We start from the raw sequence: 15,992 nt of genomic DNA on the forward strand, positions 1-15,992 counted from the left end.
GGGCAACCCCGGGCAGCTGCCCGCGCAGGTCAGCGCCACCGAGTACAAGGCGCTCGTCGGCAAGGCCAAGGCGCAGCAGGACGAGACCGCGTCCGAGCTGAACGTCGGGCCGAAGGTCGAGCTGAAGGTGAAGGGCGTCCTGAAGAACCAGGACGGCACCACGCACACCCGCTACACGCAGACCTACGACAGGCTGCCCGTCATCGGCGGCGACATCATCGTCCACCGCGCCCCGTCCGGCTCCATCACGCGCGTCACCCAGTCGGCGTCGAAGCCGATGAAGGTGAACACCGCGCCGTCGACGCTCGCGTCGACCAAGCCGAACACGCCGAAGGCGGCGGGCAGCGTCGCGCCGCGCAAGGTCGTCTGGATGGACGCGGCCGGCAACACCGTCCTCGCCTGGGAGACGGTCGTCGGCGGGACGCAGAAGGACGGCACTCCCAACCGCCTGCACGTCCTCACCGACGCCGCCACCGGCAAGAAGATCATCGAGTGGCAGGGCGTCCAGACGGGCACCGGACGGAGCATGTACTCCGGCACCGTCGAGCTGGGCACGTCCCAGTCGGGCGGCTCCTACACCCTGCGCGACACCGGCCGCGGCAACCACGAGACGACCGACCTCCGCGGCGCCCAGTCGGGCCGGGGCACCCTGTTCACCGACAGCGACGACCAGTGGGGCAACGGCGCGGCCAGCGACCGCCAGACCGCCGGGGTCGACGCCGCCTACGGCGCGGGCCAGACCTGGGACTACTTCAAGACCGTCTTCGGCCGTGCGGGCATCCGCGGCGACGGCGTCGGCGCGTACTCGCGCGTCCACTATGGCCAGTCGTACGTGAACGCCTTCTGGGAAGACGGCTGCTTCTGCATGACGTACGGGGACGGCCAGGGCAACAGCAAGCCGCTGACCGAGCTGGACGTGGCCGGGCACGAGATGACCCACGGCATCACGTCCAACACGGCCGGGCTGATCTACCAGGGCGAGTCCGGCGGCCTGAACGAGGCCACGTCCGACATCCTGGCCACGGCCATGGAGTTCTGGTCGAACAACCCCTCCGACGTCGGTGACTACCACATCGGCGAGAAGATCGACATCTTCGGTACCGGCGCTCCGCTGCGCTACATGGCGCGCCCGAGCCAGGACGGCAACTCGCTGGACAACTGGCGTCCGGGCGCCGGGAACGTGGACGTCCACTACTCCTCGGGCATCGCGAACCACTTCTTCTACCTGCTGTCGGAGGGCAGCGGGCAGAAGGTCATCAACGGCGTCACCTACAACTCGCCGACCTACGACAACAAGCCGGTGACGGGCATCGGCCGGGACAAGGCCGCGGCGATCTGGTACAAGGCGCTCACCGAGGAGATGCGCCCGACGACCAACTTCGCCGACGCCCGCCGCGCGACCCTCGCGGCCGCCGCCGGACTGTACGGCGAGAACAGCACCGAGTGGAAGACGACCGCCAACGCATGGGCCGCCGTCAACGTCGGCACCCGGGTGGACGACAACGACCCGCCGGACGACAACGAGCCGCCCGGCGACACCACCTGGGCCGACGGCAAGACCTACAACGCCGGTGACGTGGTGACCTACGAGGGCGTGCAGTACCGCTGCCTCCAGTCGCACACGTCCATGCCCGGCTGGACGCCGCCCAACGTCCCGGCCCTGTGGGAGCCGATCTGACAGTAGCGATGTAGGGGATCCCTTTCCGGGGGCCGCGGTGCTCGTGTTCTGCCCACGAGCACCGCGGCTTTTCGTTTCCTACACCTGGGCGTCGGCGAGCGCGTTCATGCGGCGGACGTGGAAACCGCTACCGGTGAGCTCCTGCCATCGCGTGGCGAAGAGGGTCAGCTGGGTTCGGTAGCCGTCTTCGAGCTTGCGGTAGCTCCAGCCGTCTTCGGCGGGGCAGCAGGAGTGCTCCGGCCACGTCCAGGTCTCGTCGAGGCCGCGGTCGGCGATCAGACGGCAGGCCAGCACGTTCGCCGCGCACGGGCGCAGCATGTCGAAGGTGAACTCGGTGTCGTCGTAGGTGACGTGGAGCAGGTCCAGGGTGCCGGAAACGATCTTCTTGGCGCGGGTGAGGTCGCCGGTCCGGACACAGAACTCCAGGTGTGCCGCGACCTGGTGGGGGTCTTCCGCACGCGCGAAGGTGCGCTCGTGGATCTCGCGCGCCTTGGCGTCCTCGCCCGCGCGCAGGTACGGGACGATCAGGCGCTCCTCCCCGTCCCTGCCGGACAGCTCCGGCCCCATGGTCGCGAGCCCCTCGGCGTCGAGGCCGAGATCCAGCCACCATCCCGTCCGGCGCAGGACGTTCGGCCAGGTCGCGTACTCCTCGCGGGACGGCAGCGCCTCGAACGCCGCCCACGCCGCGCGGGCCGCGTCCACGTCGCCGCACCGGACCTCCAGCTCGACCGCGTACCAGCGGAGATGGTGCAGGTCACCGGCGTCCGGACGGCAGTGCCGCCCGAGCATGCCGAGCGGCTCGCGGATCTGCGCGGCGTGGACGGTCGCGCGGGTGAGCACGCGGTCCAGGACGACGGGCGCCGCCGTCCACAGCCGGTCGAGGCGGTCGGCGCCGAGCAGGCCCGGGTCCGCGTCGTGCAGGCGGACGAGGGCCGTGAACGCGGCGAACAGGTCGGGCCGCATCGCCGTGGGCTTGTAGGCGAGCAGCTCGTCCAGGTGGGCGAAGCGGACGTCGAGCAGCGCGTCCCGCTCGCCGGTCGCGAACGCGTTCTGCATGAGCCGCTGCAAATGGACGACCCGGTCCCAGCGCCGCTCCAGCTCGAGGGTCCGGGCGAGTTCGTCTCGAAGCTCGTCCGTCGTGGCCGCCGCCAGGTGGGGGGAGAGCCGCGGCCTGCGGCGGTGGGCGGGCTCGCCCACGGCGGCCGGGAGGTCGAGCCGCTCGACGACCGGCTCGGCGTGCATCCGCTTCATGAGCGTCTCGCTGGTGAAGGTCGTGCCGTCCATCTCGTCCAGATCCAGCGCGAAGTTCAGCGCCCCCCAGCGGCGTTCGGCGCCGAGTTCGGCGTAGGAGCGGATGGGGGCGGCGTCGCAGGTGCAGCCGTCCTCCTCGCAGGACCAGGCCCACTCCTCGTCGAGGCCCCGTTCGGTGACCCGGCGGCACAGCAGCGCCACCGCGGCCGCCGTCCACATGGACTCGATCGTCGTGACCGTGCCGTTCAGCCGTTCGAGGTTGCGGCGCATGACGTCCATCCCCCGCTCGACGTTGCCGGTGAGCGCGCAGAACTCCAGGTGGGCCGCGAGGTCCTCCAGCTTCATGCCGGTCCGCGTGTACGTGCTCTGATGCGCCGCGACGGCCTCGTCCGTCCGGCCGGCGCGCAGGTACGGCATGAGCAGGCCGTCCACGTACACGTGCCCCTCGCGTCCCGGGATCTGGCCGGTCAGCACGGGCGTGAGGGACTCGATGGCGCGGTCGCCCCGGCCGAGGCGCTCCCACATCGTGGCCCCCACCTCGGCCACGCCGTCGGGCAGGACGTGCCCGAGCGGCGTCTCCGCGAGGTGGAACTCCTGCCAGAGCCGTTCCACCTCGGCCAGGTTCCCCCGGCGCGCCTCGATCTCCATGCGGTAGCGGCCGAGGACGGTGAAGACCTTCGGCCGGGACGGGAGGCACTGGCGCTCCAGCTCGTCGATCAGGCGGTGGACGCGATCGGCGGGCTCCGGATAGATGCGGATGAAGGCGTCGATGATGTTGAAGAACTGGTTCCACATCGCGGTGACGTTGCCCTCGGAAAGGCCGTCCGGATCGGCCCGCCACATCGTGAGGCACGCGCGGAGGAGACCGAGCCACTCGGTGAAGATCTCCCGCGAGTCCTTCTTCCACGTCTTGCCGCGCAGCGACCAGCCGTACGCGAGCCGCGCCTCGAAGAGCAGTTCGGCGTCGCCGAGCACCTCGGCGTCGCCGAGGATCGCCTGCATGGTCCGCCAGTAGGTCTCCTTGCCGACGCCGCCGTTGTCGTCGGGGTCGAGCTTGTACGCGGCGTCGAGCCTGCGGCGCAGTTCGTCCCGCATCAGAGGCCCGGCTCCTGGTGGATCGCGTGCTCCACGAGGCCGAGGAAGGCGCGGTTCACGCCCGCCACGTCGCCGGGACGGACCGCCCGCTGCCCCGCCAGCAGCGCGTACCCGTACAGCGCCTCGACCGACAGCCGGACGAGCCGCGCGTTGGCCGTGCTGGTCAGGCGGGCGATCAGCGGGTTGCGGTGGTTGAGGACGAGGAGCGGCCCGGCCTCTTCACCCTTGTCGCCGCCGTCGGCGAACTCCGCCCAGACGTCCCCCGCCTCCTCCAGCACGGCCCGCAGGTCGGCGGCGCGCCGCGCCTCCCGCCCCTCCAGGTAGAGGACGGGCAGTTCCGCGGGCGAGAACGTCCTCAGCACCGGTTCGCAGCCGTGCGCCGCGACGGCGTCCCGCGCGATGCCGAGGAACTCGCGCGCCGCGAACTCGGCGGCGGGATCGAGCGGATCGAACCGGGTCGCCAGCTCCGCCTGGTCGAGCCGCCGCACCTCCAGGTCGGGATCGAGCAGCCGCAGCCGCTGCAGGATCTCCGCGTGGTAGGTGTAGCCGCCGTTGACCAGCGCGAGGCCCTGCGCGGCGGCGATCCCGGCGAGCTGCGCGAACTCGTCGGACGCGGCCGTGAAGTGGACGCTCCGGTGCCGGTGGCGGAACTCGTGGAGCGTGACCCGGCCCTCGCTGGTCTCGAACTCGATCCACTCGTCCACGATGCGGAGCATCTCGACGTCGTGCAGCGCGAGCGCCATCACGCCCCGGTAGTGGACGCCGAGGAACGCCCGGAGCCGGTCGGGCTCGGTCGTCGCGAGCCGCACCAGCCAGGCGCGGAGCCGCTCGCCGAGCGCGGTCCTGGTCTCGTCGAGGAGGTCGTCGTCGTACAGCTGCTCGCGGCTCGCGGTCGGCCGCAACTCGTCCGCGTTGATCACGCAGCGGACGAAGAACGCCCAGGCGGGCAGCAGCTTCTCCACCCGCTCGCCCATGAGCATCCGCTTGAGGTAGACCTTGTGCGCTTCGGGCTCGCCGGGGTGCGACTCGTACGGCAGGACGAACGCGACGCCGTCCAGGCCCGCCTCCGGGACGGCGAGGTCGATCACGTCGAACGGCCGCTTCCCGAGAAGCCTGGCGCCGTGCCGCAGCAGCGCGTCCCGCCGCTCCTCCGGATCCGGGTGCCGGACCCGCCACGGCAGGTCCCCGGCCGTGACCCGTTCCTCACCGACCCGCACCTCGTACGGAAGCAGTGAACCGAAGTGCCGCGCCAGCTCCGTGACGGTGGACGTCCCGAGCCAGTGGTCGAAGTCCCTGCGGGCGCGCAGCGTGACGGTCGTGCCCTGCTCTTCGCGCGGCGGACCGTCCGACACCGTGTAGTGCCCGTCGGAGTGCCCGTGCCAGTAGACGGTCGCCGCATCGCCCGGCCCGCGCGTCACCACCTCGATCTCGTCGGCGACGAGGAAGCAGGACAGCAGCCCGATGCCGAACTGGCCGAGGAAGTCGTGCCGGGCGAGCCCGAGCGCGTCCCGCTTGGACGAGCCGCCGATCGTGGCGAGCAGCTCGTGCACCTGCGGTCCGGTCAGCCCGATGCCGGAGTCGTGGATGCGCAGCGTCCCGTCCCCGGTGACCTCGCATGGCTCGATCCGAATGGGGCCGGGCGGGGTCGCGTCCGCCTGGACACGGGCGGTGGTCGCGTCGACGGCGTTCTGCAGCAGTTCCCGCACGTACACGCGCGGGCTGCTGTACAGGTGACGGCTCAGGAGATCGACGATCCCCCGCAGGTCGACGTTGAAGCTGTGGCGCATTCGAGCAACCGTAACCGACCCTGATCAACCGGGCGGACGACCGCGAAAACGCCCTACCGGCAATCGTTCGACCTTCAGCTCGGGAGGATCGATGAAGTGGGCGCCGTCGATGGCCTTGCGACCAAGGACTAGAGGGTGGAATCCCCGCCCGTGTCGCCTTCGGGAAGGGGAGTGGCTGAGAACACGCCGTCCGGGTCCACCGCGGATTTGATCGCCAGAAGGCGGGCAGTGTTGGCGCCGTACGCGTGCGCGATCTGCTCGGCGTCGTCCGGGCCGAGGAGGTTGGCATAGCCGCCCGGAAGCGCATGCGAGGCGAGCGCGGCGGAAACGGACTCGGCCCAGGCCAAATGCGCCGCGCCGGCGTCCGCGTCGCCGGGCCAAATGGCGATGACCTCCGCCATTAGATGCCGCTCCCGCATCGCGAACGCGGTGTCGGCGACGGGCACGCGCGCGGCGGCGCCGTGAAAGTGATGTATGGAGAGCCCCGACATGGCCGACGGCAACGCATCACCGGCCTCGACGAGAGCCGCGCCGACCGGAGGCGTCAGCCCGGGCACCGAACGGGTGCGCATGATGACATGCCGTCCGGGCGGGAACATGGCGTCGCGCCCCGCGACGACGGTCGCCAGCGGCATCGCCTCCAGTTGGACGGCCAGCGGATCGCCCAGCCGCGTAAGCGCTCCCAGCGGCCCATCGTCGGGCCCCGCAAGCTCAGGAGCACCACACCACGTGGGCAACAGCATCACAGCGGGGCCGCCGTCCGGACCGGCGGCCACGGCGCTCTGCACGGTCAACTCGTCGGGACCGGTGAACAGCAGCTCGCCGAGCCCGTCGAACACCTGCCCGGCCTGCGCCCACGGATAGATCACCACGCCCGTGACCACGGACGGGATCGCGTGCAACCGAATCCGGGCCGACGTCACGACGCCGAAGTTGCCCCCGCCACCACGCAGCGCCCAGAAGAGGTCGGGGTGGTTCTCGGCGTCGACCCGCACGGCCGACCCGTCGGCGAGCACCACCTCGGCCCCGACCAGGTTGTCGGCGGCGAGGCCCGCGCGTCCGGCCAGCGGCCCGTACCCGCCCCCCAGCGTCAGTCCCACGACGCCGACCGTGCCGATGGTGCCGGTCGCGGCGGCCAGCCCGAACGGCTCGGCCGCCGCCAGGAGATCGTTCGCCGCGGCCCCGCCGCCGACCTGGGCGATGCGCCGCCCGGCGTCGATCCGGACGTCGCGCATACCGGTCATGTCCAGGGTCAGCCCACCGTCGCGCAAGGCACGTCCGGCCCAGTCGTGACCGCGCCCTCGCACCGACAGGGGCAGCCCGTGCTCGCGTGCCGTCCGGACGCCCGCCTGGACGTCATCCGTCCCGGCGCACCGGACCACCACGGCCGGACGATGCGAGACCGCCCCGTTCCACAGCGCCGTCGCCGCCGTGTACCCGGGGCCCTCGGTCACCACCCGCTCGGCGGGAATCTGACGGCGTAGCGCGTCGACGACGTTCGCCGCGGCCCGTCCGGATGTGCTCTGCGTCGTCATGCCGTCATCCCGCTTCTCAAGGGAACCCAACGCGGCGAACCGCGTACCCGACATGAGTATCGGATACGGCGACATCCTGCACATCGCCTGGGAGCCGGGCGTGGGCATGGCCGCCCCTGGACGTGGGCATGGCCGCCACGTCCCGGTCGCTTTACGATCATGGACATGATGCGCCGATGGCTCGCCGCCCCGGTCGTGTTCTGCATGGTGACGGCGGGCTGCGGAGGCGGCGGCGTCGACCCCATCACGCGCAGCACCTTGTCTAACGTGGTGCCGCCGGTGTCCCCGCTGCGCCTGGTGGACGCCCTTCCCGAGCCCGCCGACTTCGGTGGCGGCTGGCGCCTCGAACCAGGATCCCTCGGCAAGCAGGACTACTACGCCTCGTTCTCCCGGCAGGTGCTCGTCCACACCTGTGAGGGAGCCAACCCGAAGAAGGCCGGAATCCCGACCGATTCCAAGCACACGGCATCCGTTCTGATGGTGGGGGAGAACGATGGCTCACGCGACGTCTCGATCATCGTCGCGGTCGACAGCCCCGCCGCGTCCGCCGACCGGATCTCCTTCCTGCGGGCGGCCTACGAAGGCTGCTCCGAGGCCCACATCGAGAAGGACGGCGAGGTCCACGACGAGAAGTACGAACTGCTGGAGGTCTCCGGTGTCAAGGCGGACCAGACCCTGGCGGTGAAGGTGACGGACAGGACGGAGCTGCCCGGTGAAGAACCCGACACCGAGGTGGAGACCGCGGCCTATGCCCGGGTCGGCGGCCTGGTCGTCGCCCTGACCGGCCGCCACGGCACCGACCCGCGCCCGCTGCTCGCCGCCGCCCTGGCCGAAGCCCGCCAGGAATTGGGCCTCTGACCGGACATCACCACGTCGCCTCCCGGAACCGAGTTGAGCCCCGCCCCAGAGATGACCACGGCCGTCTGGCGGCCGTCGTCACGACATCGCCCTGCTGGAAGTGATCGCCCATCCGCAGCGCTTCCAGGTGGGCCTTCCGATGCTCCGCCGGTGCGTACCGCCACGGCTGATCACCCGTAACGCACCACCGCACCCATTCGAGCGCGTCGTTCACGTAGTCGGGCACCTGGTCGGTCAGCGGAGCGCGGTCCGGGTGAGGAGTTCGCGGTGTTCGAGCGTCCACAGGGCGGCGCGGGACTGCCAGGCGAGCGTCCACATTCCCTCGGTCGACTCCGGGGTGAAGCCTTGGACGCGTGCATACCAGCCGTTGTCCCTGATCACGAAGTGCAGGATGCGGTCGATCAGGTCGGCGCGGTGGTCGTGGGCCAGGCCGTATCCGTCAAGGAAGGACGCGAACCATCCGGCCCGCGTGGCGGCGTCGGGTAGGCCGATCTCTTCGGCGACGTCGTCATCGAAGAGTTGCGCGCAGTACCAGCCGGTGACGGCGACCTCCTCGATCGGGTCGACCGGCCCCGCGTACTCCCAACCGATCAACCCGCCTGGACGGCCGTCGCGGAAGACCACGTGCCACGGAGCGACGTTGCCATGGCTGATCAGCGCATCTGGAGCGTCGGTGTGCAGGGTCCAGGGCATCCATCGCGCGTCCGGCGGCGGGGTGAAGGTGCGGCTCGCCTCATGAAGGCTGCGCAGCATCGCGCCGACGTCGTGCATGCTCTGTTCCGGGTCGGGCCATACGGATCTGGCGAAGATATCGCCGTCCAGCCAGGTCAGCACCTCGTTGCCCGCGTCGTCGAACCCTGACCCGACGACGCGCGGAGCAGCCGGGAAGCCTTCGTCCTCCAGATGCCGCAGAAACGCATGAACCGTCGACGTCCACGCCTGCGCGGGGTGCCTGACCATGCGCCCGTCCCGGCGAGTCGGGTTGGTGTGGTTCAGATCCTTGACGCGGTCGTATTCCTGTCCCGGCATGTGGCGAACCTAGGCGCAGCCGCCGCACCGACCAATCGATTTTCGCCTGACTCGTAGATCAGGCGTCTTCGTCCTCGTAGGGGAGGAACGCGCTGCTGTCGATGGTGTAGCCGCCCGCGCTGATCTGGTCGCCGAACACGTGGTCGCGGCGCGTGCGGTAACGCGTCCCCTCCGGAGTCGGCCCGGGATCGGTAAGGACTGCCACTGTCGACTTGCGCGGATCGATGATGACGTAAGTCGGGATTCCCATCGCGGGGTAATCGGCCGCTTTGTTCTCGTAGTCGTTCTCGGGATTGGGCGCCGAGACGACCTCGACGACCATCTCCACGTCCTCGGGCCGAAGGTAGCCGGGCCGAGTCAGTGCCGCTTCGGGGAGTACCACCAGGTCTGGCCTGCGTAGCCTGCCTGTAGCGGGGTCGTCTATCTCCGGCGTACCTGAATGCGCGACCGTCTCCGGTCCCATTTGAGGGAGCAATTGCCTGAGGAGGCGGGAGATGGCGAGCTCGTGCCGGTTGACCGGGCTCATCATGACGTGCACCCCTTGGTCGTCCAACTCCACGCCGTACGCATCGAGGCGTTCCATGATGGCCACCGCCGTCGGGCGCAGCAGGTCGTATGCCCTCATGCTCCGTCCTCCGGAATTTGTTGGACCGGCGAGGCGCGTATGACCGCATTACCCCGCTGGGCGGGGTTCCGGTAATGAGGAGCCCCACGGCTACGACGCCAGCCTAGAGCATGTAGGACCGGCCCGTCGTTGTGTGGAAGTCAGTCCCAGCGGGTGGTGCGTTGGCGTTTTATCGCGCTGCGGCGTTTCTTGTTCTCCAGGCGGCGTTCGTTGATGCCGCGGGGGATCTTCTTGGGGATGCGCTTCTTCGGGGGCGGGGCCGTCGCGTCGGCGAGGAGGGTGGCCAGGCGGGTGCGGGCGGCGTCGCGGTTGCGTTGCTGGGAGCGGTACTCCTCGGCGCGGATCGTCAGGACGCCTCGGACCAAGCGCGACGAGAGGCGTTCCAGGGCGCGGGCCTTGAGGTGGTCCGGGAGGGACGGGGAGTTCGCGACGTCGAAGGAGAGTTCGGCGGCCGTGGCGCTGGTGTTGACGTGCTGGCCGCCCGGGCCCGAGGAGCGGGAGAAACGCCAGCTCAGCTCGGACTCCGGGATGGAGACCGAGCCGCGGACATGGATCTCGTCGGGCATGTCCCCATTGTCGCAGGGCAGAGGCGATCTTGTCGCCCGAGTAACGGGGGACTGGCGGCGAATGCAAGTGCTTACTTACACTGGTCGGCATGACCGAAGGACTCTTCGAGAACGGCGACCTCATCCGCGTCATCTCAAGGGAGGGCGCGCTCATCGCGGCCGGTGGTGCGGCCTCTCTGCTGCAGACCGCGCATCCCAAGGTGGCCCAGGGGGTGTACGACCACAGCTACACCGCCGACGATCCGCTGCGGCGGCTGCGGAACACGATGGGGTGGCTGTACGCGGTGCAGTTCGGGACGCGGGAAGAGGCCGAGGTCTTCAGCGCGCTCGTCCGGAAGGGGCACGAGTCCGTCACCGGGCCCGGGTACGAGGCGAACGATCCCGAGTTGCAGGTGTGGGTGGCGTCCACGCTGTTCGCGGTGGCCACGCAGTTCTACCAGGCCCTTTTCCGGCGGACGTTCGATGAGAGTGAGCTTGAGGAGTTCTACCAGCAGGCCAAGGTCTACGCGACGATCCTCGGCTGCCCGGAGGGGCGGATGCCGGGTACGTATCCGCAGTTCCGCGAGTACTACGCCGACATGGTCCAGAACTTGAAGATCACGGAGGCGTCGCGGGCCATCGCGGAGCAGGTGCTGCATCCGCGGCTGCCGGGCGGGGTGGTGAACGCGCCGGGGCTGATGGCGATCCGGCTGATCACGGCGGGGCTGATGCCGGCGCCGATCCGGGAGCAGTACGGGTGGAAATGGGACGCGGGGCGGGAGCGGCGGTTCCGGTTGCTCGTCGGGGCGCTGGCCGTGGTCTATCCGCGGCTCCCGCTGCGGGTACGGACGCTGCCGCGCGAGTACTACCTGTTCACGACCCGGAAGATGCTGGCGAAGATGAAGCGGCGCCCGGCGACCACGGTCACGTCGGCTTGAACGGGTACGGCGGCCGCGTGACCCCGTGTGTGCAGGTCACGCGGCCGCTCTCCCTTGCCTGGTCCCTACCGGCCCGGCCCGGCCGGAAGGGACCTCCCTGCCCCGGTCCGCCGCCCGTCCGCCCGCTCCCCCCAGAGCATGGCCGGACGGCGTCCCAGGTCAGACCTTGGAACCGGCGACGATCGCGTCGGCGGTCTTCTTGGCGGAATTGATCGGGATCGCGAAACCGACGCCGATGTTCCCGTTGCCGTTCCCGGCCGTCAGGATCGCGGTGTTGACGCCGATCACCTGCCCGGCCGCGTTCACGAGCGCGCCACCCGAGTTGCCGGGGTTGATGGCGGCGTCCGTCTGGATCGCGTTCTTGATCACGGTCTCCTGCTGCTGGGACAGCTGCCCGCGCAGGCCCGGCGGGAGCTGCGGCTCTTGCCCGCCCTCGCGGACCTCGCGGCCCAGGGCGCTGACGATGCCGGACGTCACCGAGCCGTCCAGGCCGAGCGGGCTGCCGACCGCCAGGACCGTGTCGCCGACCGCCAGGGCGTCGCTGTTCCCGAGGGTCGCGGGCTTGAGGCCGGAGACGTTGTCCGCCTTGATCACGGCGACGTCGGCGGCGGAGTCGGCGCCGAGGGTCTTCGCGGACGCGGTCCGCCCGTCGGAGAACTTCACCGCCACCTGAGCGGCGTCCGCCACGACGTGCGCGTTGGTGAGGATCACGCCGTCCGAGCGCAGGATGACGCCGGACCCGCCGCTGGTCCCGTTCGGCGTCTGCGCCTGGATCGACACGACGCTGGGCTGCACGGCGGCGGCCACCTGGGCGGTGCCGCCCTTCGCGGACGTTCCCGTCACGGCGGTCGGGCTCGAATAGACGGTGCTGTCATGCGTGAACGCGAGTGTGACCGCCGCGCCCGCGCCGCCCGCGCCCATTGCCAGCGCCAGCGCGGCGCCTGCTGCGGCGAGCTTCTGCCGGGTCGTGCCGAGCAGCGGCGGACGCCCCGGCGCGCTCCCCAGGCCCGCCGCCGCGACGCTCCCCGGCCCCACCGGCGGGACGCTCCCAAGCCCCGCCGGCGGGGCTCCCCCCTGACCCGCAGGCGGGACGCTCCCCATGACCGCCTGGGGAGCGCTGCCCTGAGCCGCCTGCTGGTGCGGCGGGGGCCATTGGGGCGCTGTGTCCGGGCGCCCGGGCTCCCAAGGCTGCTGCTGCGGCCGGTCGGCGTTCATCTTGTCCCCCTGTCGTCGCTCACCATGCAGGCTGCGCGGCGGGACTGGAGGCCGCCTGGAGCCGACCTGAAAGTGTGCTGAAGGCGGACATCAAACGAAAAACCGCGGCCGAGGGGACGTGCGGCGTAACGTCCCCTCGGCCGCGGTGCCGGTGCGGCGCGCCGTCGCGGGCGCAGGCCGGGGTGTGAAGCTGGCCAGGGCGCGGGCTCTCGCTCCCCGTCGAGACCGAGGCGCGCCCTGTACCGCCACTAAAGCGCACGTTCCTGAACGTTGCCTGAACGCAGCCCTAGGTGAACCCTTTTCATCCTCGGCCGCCGCGCGAGGACAGGTCGGTGTGGACAGGCCGGAGGATAAATGCTCAGCCTTCGCCCAAAGGCAGGACGACCCTGAAGGTGGCGCCCTCGCCGGGTGTGGAGTCGGCCTCCACCAGCCCCTCGTGCGCGGCGACCAGCGCGGCGACGATGGCGAGGCCGAGGCCCGTGCCGCCGCCCGCGCGGGAGCGGGCCTCGTCGGCGCGGTAGAAGCGCTCGAAGACCCGGTCCACCTGTTCGGGGGAGAGGCCGGGGCCCGTGTCCACGACCTCGACGATCACGGCGGGGGCCTTGCGCAGCGTGCCTGGAGAAAGGCGCACTTCGATGGGTGTGTCCCCGGGGGTGTGGGTGATCGCGTTGCCCAGCAGGTTGCCGAGGACCTGGCGCAGGCGCGCCTCGTCCCCCCGCACCTGGTACGCCAGACCGCCCTCCACCACCAGCTCTATCTCGCGTTCGGGTGCGAGAACCCTGGCCTCCTGGACAGAGTCGGCCGCGACGGCGAGGAGATCCACCGGCCGCCGCTCGATCGGACGCTGCCGGTCCAAGCGGGCCAGCAGCAGCAGGTCCTCCACGAGCAGGCCCATCCGGGCGGCGGTCTCCTCGATCCGGCCCAGCAGGCGGCCCAGCTCGTCGGGGGTGCGGGCGGCGCCCTGCCGGTAGAACTCGGCGAAGCCGCGGATCGCGGTCAGCGGGGTGCGCAGCTCGTGGCTGGCGTCCGCGATGAACCGCCGCATCCGCTCCTCCGACCGGCGCGCCGTCTCCTCCGACCGCCGCGCCGCGGCCTCCGACTCGGCGCGCGCCCCGAACGCCGCCTCGATCTGCGCGAGCATCGTGTTCAGCGACCGGCCGAGCCGTCCCATCTCGGTGCGCGGGTCCGCCTCCGGGACGCGCCGCGACAGGTCCCCGGCCGCGATCGCGCCCGCCGTCTCCTCCACCGCCGACAGCGGCCGCAGGCTGGCCCGCACGACCCACACGCCGAGCCCGGTCAGCACGCCCAGCACCAGCAGCCCCACGATCGCGTCGATCGCCACCAGCCGCCGGACCGTCCGGTCGACCTCTTCCAGGCTGAACGCCAGGACGAGCACGCCTTCCGCGACCGGCGCGGCCAGGATCCGCCACTGCGATCCGCCCGTCCCGGACACGGTGAACGGGCGGTCGATGCGCTCGTCCATGTCGGCGGGCAGCCGGGGATGCCCGGACTCGCTCCAGGCCGAGTTCTGCCAGACGGTGGTGCCGTTCACGGAGCGGAACTGCGCGTACATCTCGCTCGGGATCCGGACGTTGATCTCCCGCTGCCCGCGCCGCAGCCCCTCGACGACCTGGTCGATCGCCCGCCCGACCGAGCCGCGCAGCTGGTCGTCGGCCCGCCCGACCAGGTACTGGCGCAGGACGGACGCGCCCGCCGCGCCCATCACGGTCATCCCGAGCGTGACGAGGACGAGCATCCCGGCGATCAGCTTCACCCGCAGCGGCGTGCGGCCCCACATCCGGGCCGGTCCCCGCCGCGGCCGGGGGACCCCGGTCGCCACTAGCCGGATCTCGACGGCTCGCGCAGGACGTACCCCACCCCGCGCAACGTGTGGATGAGCCGCGGCTCGGCGTTGTCGACCTTGCGGCGCAGCGCCGACACGTACGACTCGACGATGCCCGCGTCGCCGCGGAAGTCGTAGTTCCACACGTGGTCGAGGATCTGCGCCTTCGACACGACCCGTCCGGCGTTGGCCATGAAGTAGCGCAGCAGCTTGAACTCGGTCGGCGACAGCTGGATCGCGCGGCCGCCGCGCCACACCTCGTGGCTGTCCTCGTCGAGCTCGATGTCCGCGAACACCATCCGCGGCGGCGGCTCGGTCTGGCCGCCGCGGAACCTCCGCAGGACGGCCCGGATCCGCGCGATGACCTCCTCAAGGCTGAACGGCTTGGTGACGTAGTCGTCCCCGCCGATCGTCAGGCCCTTGACCCGGTCCTGGACGCCGTCCCGCGCGGTCAGGAACAGCACCGGGGTGTGGTCGCCGCCGGACCGCAGCCGCCGCGCGACGTCGAATCCGTCGATGTCGGGCAGCATCACGTCCAGCACGATGAGGTCAGGGCGGTGCCGCCGCGCCGACTGGACCGCGTCGGCCCCGTTGGTCGCGGTGAACACGTCGAAGCCGGTGAAGCGCAGGCTGCCGGCGAGAAGCTCCAGGATGTTGGGCTCGTCCTCGACGACGAGCAGGGTCGCCTCCGCCGTCTTGCCGCCGTTCGCCGTCCGATCGATCAATGGTCGGTCCCCCTCCGCAATCAGTGCAGAGGTTCCCATCTCTACCTGAAAGTCACCTGAACGACCGCAGAGGATCGGGTGAGCGCGCCCGCACTACCCGCTCAGCGAACGTATGGCGCGCATGGCCTGGCGGCGCGCGTCGCCCGACAGGACGTCGATGTAGACGTTGCCGTCCAGGTGACCGCACTCGTGCTGGAGGCAGCGGGCGAAGTAGCCGGTGCCCTCGACGCGGACGGGCTTGCCCTTCACGTCCACGCCTTCGACGACGGCGTGCGCGTGCCGGGCCGTCTCGAAGTGCATGCCCGGCACGGACAGGCAGCCCTCGGGCTCGACGAGCAGTTCCCCGTCGGCGGCCACGAGTCTCGGGTTGACGACGTGGCCGACGTGCCTGCGCCCGGTGTCGTCCTTGCAGTCGTACACGAACACCCGCAGGCCCACGCCCACCTGGTTGGCGGCCACGCCCGCGCCGTCCTCCTCGTACATGGTGACGAACATGTCGTCGACGAGGCGCTGGAGGGAGGCGTCGAACGTCCGGACCGGGTCGCACCCGGTGCGCAGGACCGGATCGCCGAGCAGCCTGATCGGACGGGCGGTTCCGCCGCGCGTATGGGTCCTCTTGCTCACGCAACGATCCTATAAACGGCGCAAGGTCCTAGAAACGGCCGTGTCCGCCCAGGGGCGAACCCTGGGCGGACACGGCGCGGTCGGTCTCGGCTACAGCTCGATCGGCCCGCGGGACTGCTGGGGCGGGACGACGGGACCCGGCGGCGGCGGGGTCGGGCCCGCGTCTTCGGCCGGGCGCGCGGGCTTGGCAGCGGCGACGGGCGGCTCGACGTCGTCGGCCGGCGGCTCGGGCTTCTTCATGGAC

13 protein-coding genes are annotated in these 15,992 nt (G+C 71.0%); 3 read left to right on the plus strand and 10 right to left on the minus strand.

The genetic code is table 11. From position 1 onward, the window contains the following. Positions 1–1,678 (plus strand): M4 family metallopeptidase (locus E1264_RS27415; RefSeq protein ID WP_165964407.1); only part of this gene is annotated, 1,678 nt, incomplete at its 5' end. A 78-nt stretch (positions 1,679–1,756) separates the two neighbouring features. Here E1264_RS27415 and E1264_RS27420 read toward each other — a convergent pair. The 3 genes from E1264_RS27420 to E1264_RS27430 form a co-directional block, all read right to left on the minus strand. Next, positions 1,757–4,024: a hypothetical protein gene (locus E1264_RS27420; protein WP_132178328.1), complete on the minus strand. Its 2,268-nt coding sequence runs from the start codon at positions 4,022–4,024 to the stop codon at positions 1,757–1,759. Continuing rightward, positions 4,024–5,811, minus strand: a complete 1,788-nt coding sequence (locus E1264_RS27425; protein WP_132178329.1) for an HSP90 family protein — start codon at positions 5,809–5,811, stop codon at positions 4,024–4,026. Before E1264_RS27425 ends, E1264_RS27420 begins: the two co-directional genes overlap by 1 nt. A 128-nt stretch (positions 5,812–5,939) precedes the next feature. Continuing rightward, positions 5,940–7,346, minus strand: a complete 1,407-nt coding sequence (locus tag E1264_RS27430) for an FAD-binding oxidoreductase (RefSeq protein ID WP_132178330.1) — start codon at positions 7,344–7,346, stop codon at positions 5,940–5,942. A gap of 165 nt (positions 7,347–7,511) precedes the next feature. On the opposite strand from E1264_RS27430, the gene E1264_RS27435 reads away from it, so the two are divergent. Then, entirely contained in the window at positions 7,512–8,204 is a 693-nt protein-coding gene (locus tag E1264_RS27435; protein ID WP_132178331.1) for a hypothetical protein, read from the plus strand. Positions 8,205–8,438: 234 nt separating this feature from the next. Here the strand turns inward: E1264_RS27435 and E1264_RS27440 are convergent, their stop codons facing one another. The 3 genes from E1264_RS27440 to arfB all read right to left on the minus strand — a co-directional run bounded on the left by E1264_RS27440 (position 8,439) and on the right by arfB (position 10,424). Further along, on the minus strand, positions 8,439–9,233 hold the full coding sequence (locus tag E1264_RS27440) for a phosphotransferase (RefSeq protein ID WP_132178332.1): 795 nt from the start codon (positions 9,231–9,233) through the stop codon (positions 8,439–8,441). 58 nt (positions 9,234–9,291) lie between these two features. Beyond that, positions 9,292–9,858 carry a Uma2 family endonuclease gene (locus E1264_RS27445; RefSeq protein WP_132178333.1) on the minus strand — a complete coding sequence of 189 codons (567 nt, stop codon included), beginning with the start codon at positions 9,856–9,858 and terminating at the stop codon, positions 9,292–9,294. Between the two features lie 140 nt (positions 9,859–9,998). Beyond that, positions 9,999–10,424 carry an alternative ribosome rescue aminoacyl-tRNA hydrolase ArfB gene (gene arfB / locus E1264_RS27450; protein WP_132178334.1) on the minus strand — a complete coding sequence of 142 codons (426 nt, stop codon included), beginning with the start codon at positions 10,422–10,424 and terminating at the stop codon, positions 9,999–10,001. 89 nt (positions 10,425–10,513) lie between these two features. Between arfB and E1264_RS27455 the strand changes: the two genes are divergently transcribed. Further along, the gene (locus E1264_RS27455; RefSeq protein WP_132178335.1) at positions 10,514–11,341 is read left to right on the plus strand and encodes an oxygenase MpaB family protein; all 828 of its coding nucleotides are present in this window, start codon (positions 10,514–10,516) and stop codon (positions 11,339–11,341) included. A gap of 159 nt (positions 11,342–11,500) precedes the next feature. On the opposite strand, the gene E1264_RS27460 is transcribed toward E1264_RS27455, so the two are convergent. From E1264_RS27460 to def, 4 genes are all read right to left on the minus strand, one after another. Next, positions 11,501–12,376 carry a trypsin-like peptidase domain-containing protein gene (locus E1264_RS27460; protein ID WP_243711205.1) on the minus strand — a complete coding sequence of 292 codons (876 nt, stop codon included), beginning with the start codon at positions 12,374–12,376 and terminating at the stop codon, positions 11,501–11,503. A 538-nt stretch (positions 12,377–12,914) separates the two neighbouring features. After that, positions 12,915–14,354, minus strand: a complete 1,440-nt coding sequence (locus E1264_RS27465; protein ID WP_132178336.1) for a HAMP domain-containing sensor histidine kinase — start codon at positions 14,352–14,354, stop codon at positions 12,915–12,917. 41 nt (positions 14,355–14,395) lie between these two features. Then, positions 14,396–15,124 (minus strand): response regulator transcription factor, encoded by a 729-nt coding sequence (locus E1264_RS27470; RefSeq protein ID WP_132178337.1) that lies wholly within the window; start codon positions 15,122–15,124, stop codon positions 14,396–14,398. 93 nt (positions 15,125–15,217) lie between these two features. Beyond that, on the minus strand, positions 15,218–15,748 hold the full coding sequence (gene def, locus E1264_RS27475; protein WP_132178338.1) for a peptide deformylase: 531 nt from the start codon (positions 15,746–15,748) through the stop codon (positions 15,218–15,220). Positions 15,749–15,992: the final 244 nt, after the last annotated feature.

Source organism: Actinomadura sp. KC216 (genome assembly GCF_004348535.1).
Lineage (GTDB): Bacteria > Actinomycetota > Actinomycetes > Streptosporangiales > Streptosporangiaceae > Spirillospora.

Bases quoted from the DNA above. Each gene is read 5' to 3' on its own strand.
- E1264_RS27420 (WP_132178328.1), bottom strand. From the start codon at position 4,024: ATGCGGGACGAACTGCGCCGCAGGCTCGACGCCGCGTACAAGCTCGAC.
- E1264_RS27425 (WP_132178329.1), bottom strand. From the start codon at position 5,811: ATGCGCCACAGCTTCAACGTCGACCTGCGGGGGATCGTCGATCTCCTG.
- E1264_RS27430 (WP_132178330.1), bottom strand. From the start codon at position 7,346: ATGACGACGCAGAGCACATCCGGACGGGCCGCGGCGAACGTCGTCGAC.
- E1264_RS27435 (WP_132178331.1), top strand. From the start codon at position 7,512: ATGATGCGCCGATGGCTCGCCGCCCCGGTCGTGTTCTGCATGGTGACG.
- E1264_RS27440 (WP_132178332.1), bottom strand. From the start codon at position 9,233: ATGCCGGGACAGGAATACGACCGCGTCAAGGATCTGAACCACACCAAC.
- E1264_RS27445 (WP_132178333.1), bottom strand. From the start codon at position 9,858: ATGAGGGCATACGACCTGCTGCGCCCGACGGCGGTGGCCATCATGGAA.
- arfB (WP_132178334.1), bottom strand. From the start codon at position 10,424: ATGCCCGACGAGATCCATGTCCGCGGCTCGGTCTCCATCCCGGAGTCC.
- E1264_RS27455 (WP_132178335.1), top strand. From the start codon at position 10,514: ATGACCGAAGGACTCTTCGAGAACGGCGACCTCATCCGCGTCATCTCA.
- E1264_RS27465 (WP_132178336.1), bottom strand. From the start codon at position 14,354: ATGTGGGGCCGCACGCCGCTGCGGGTGAAGCTGATCGCCGGGATGCTC.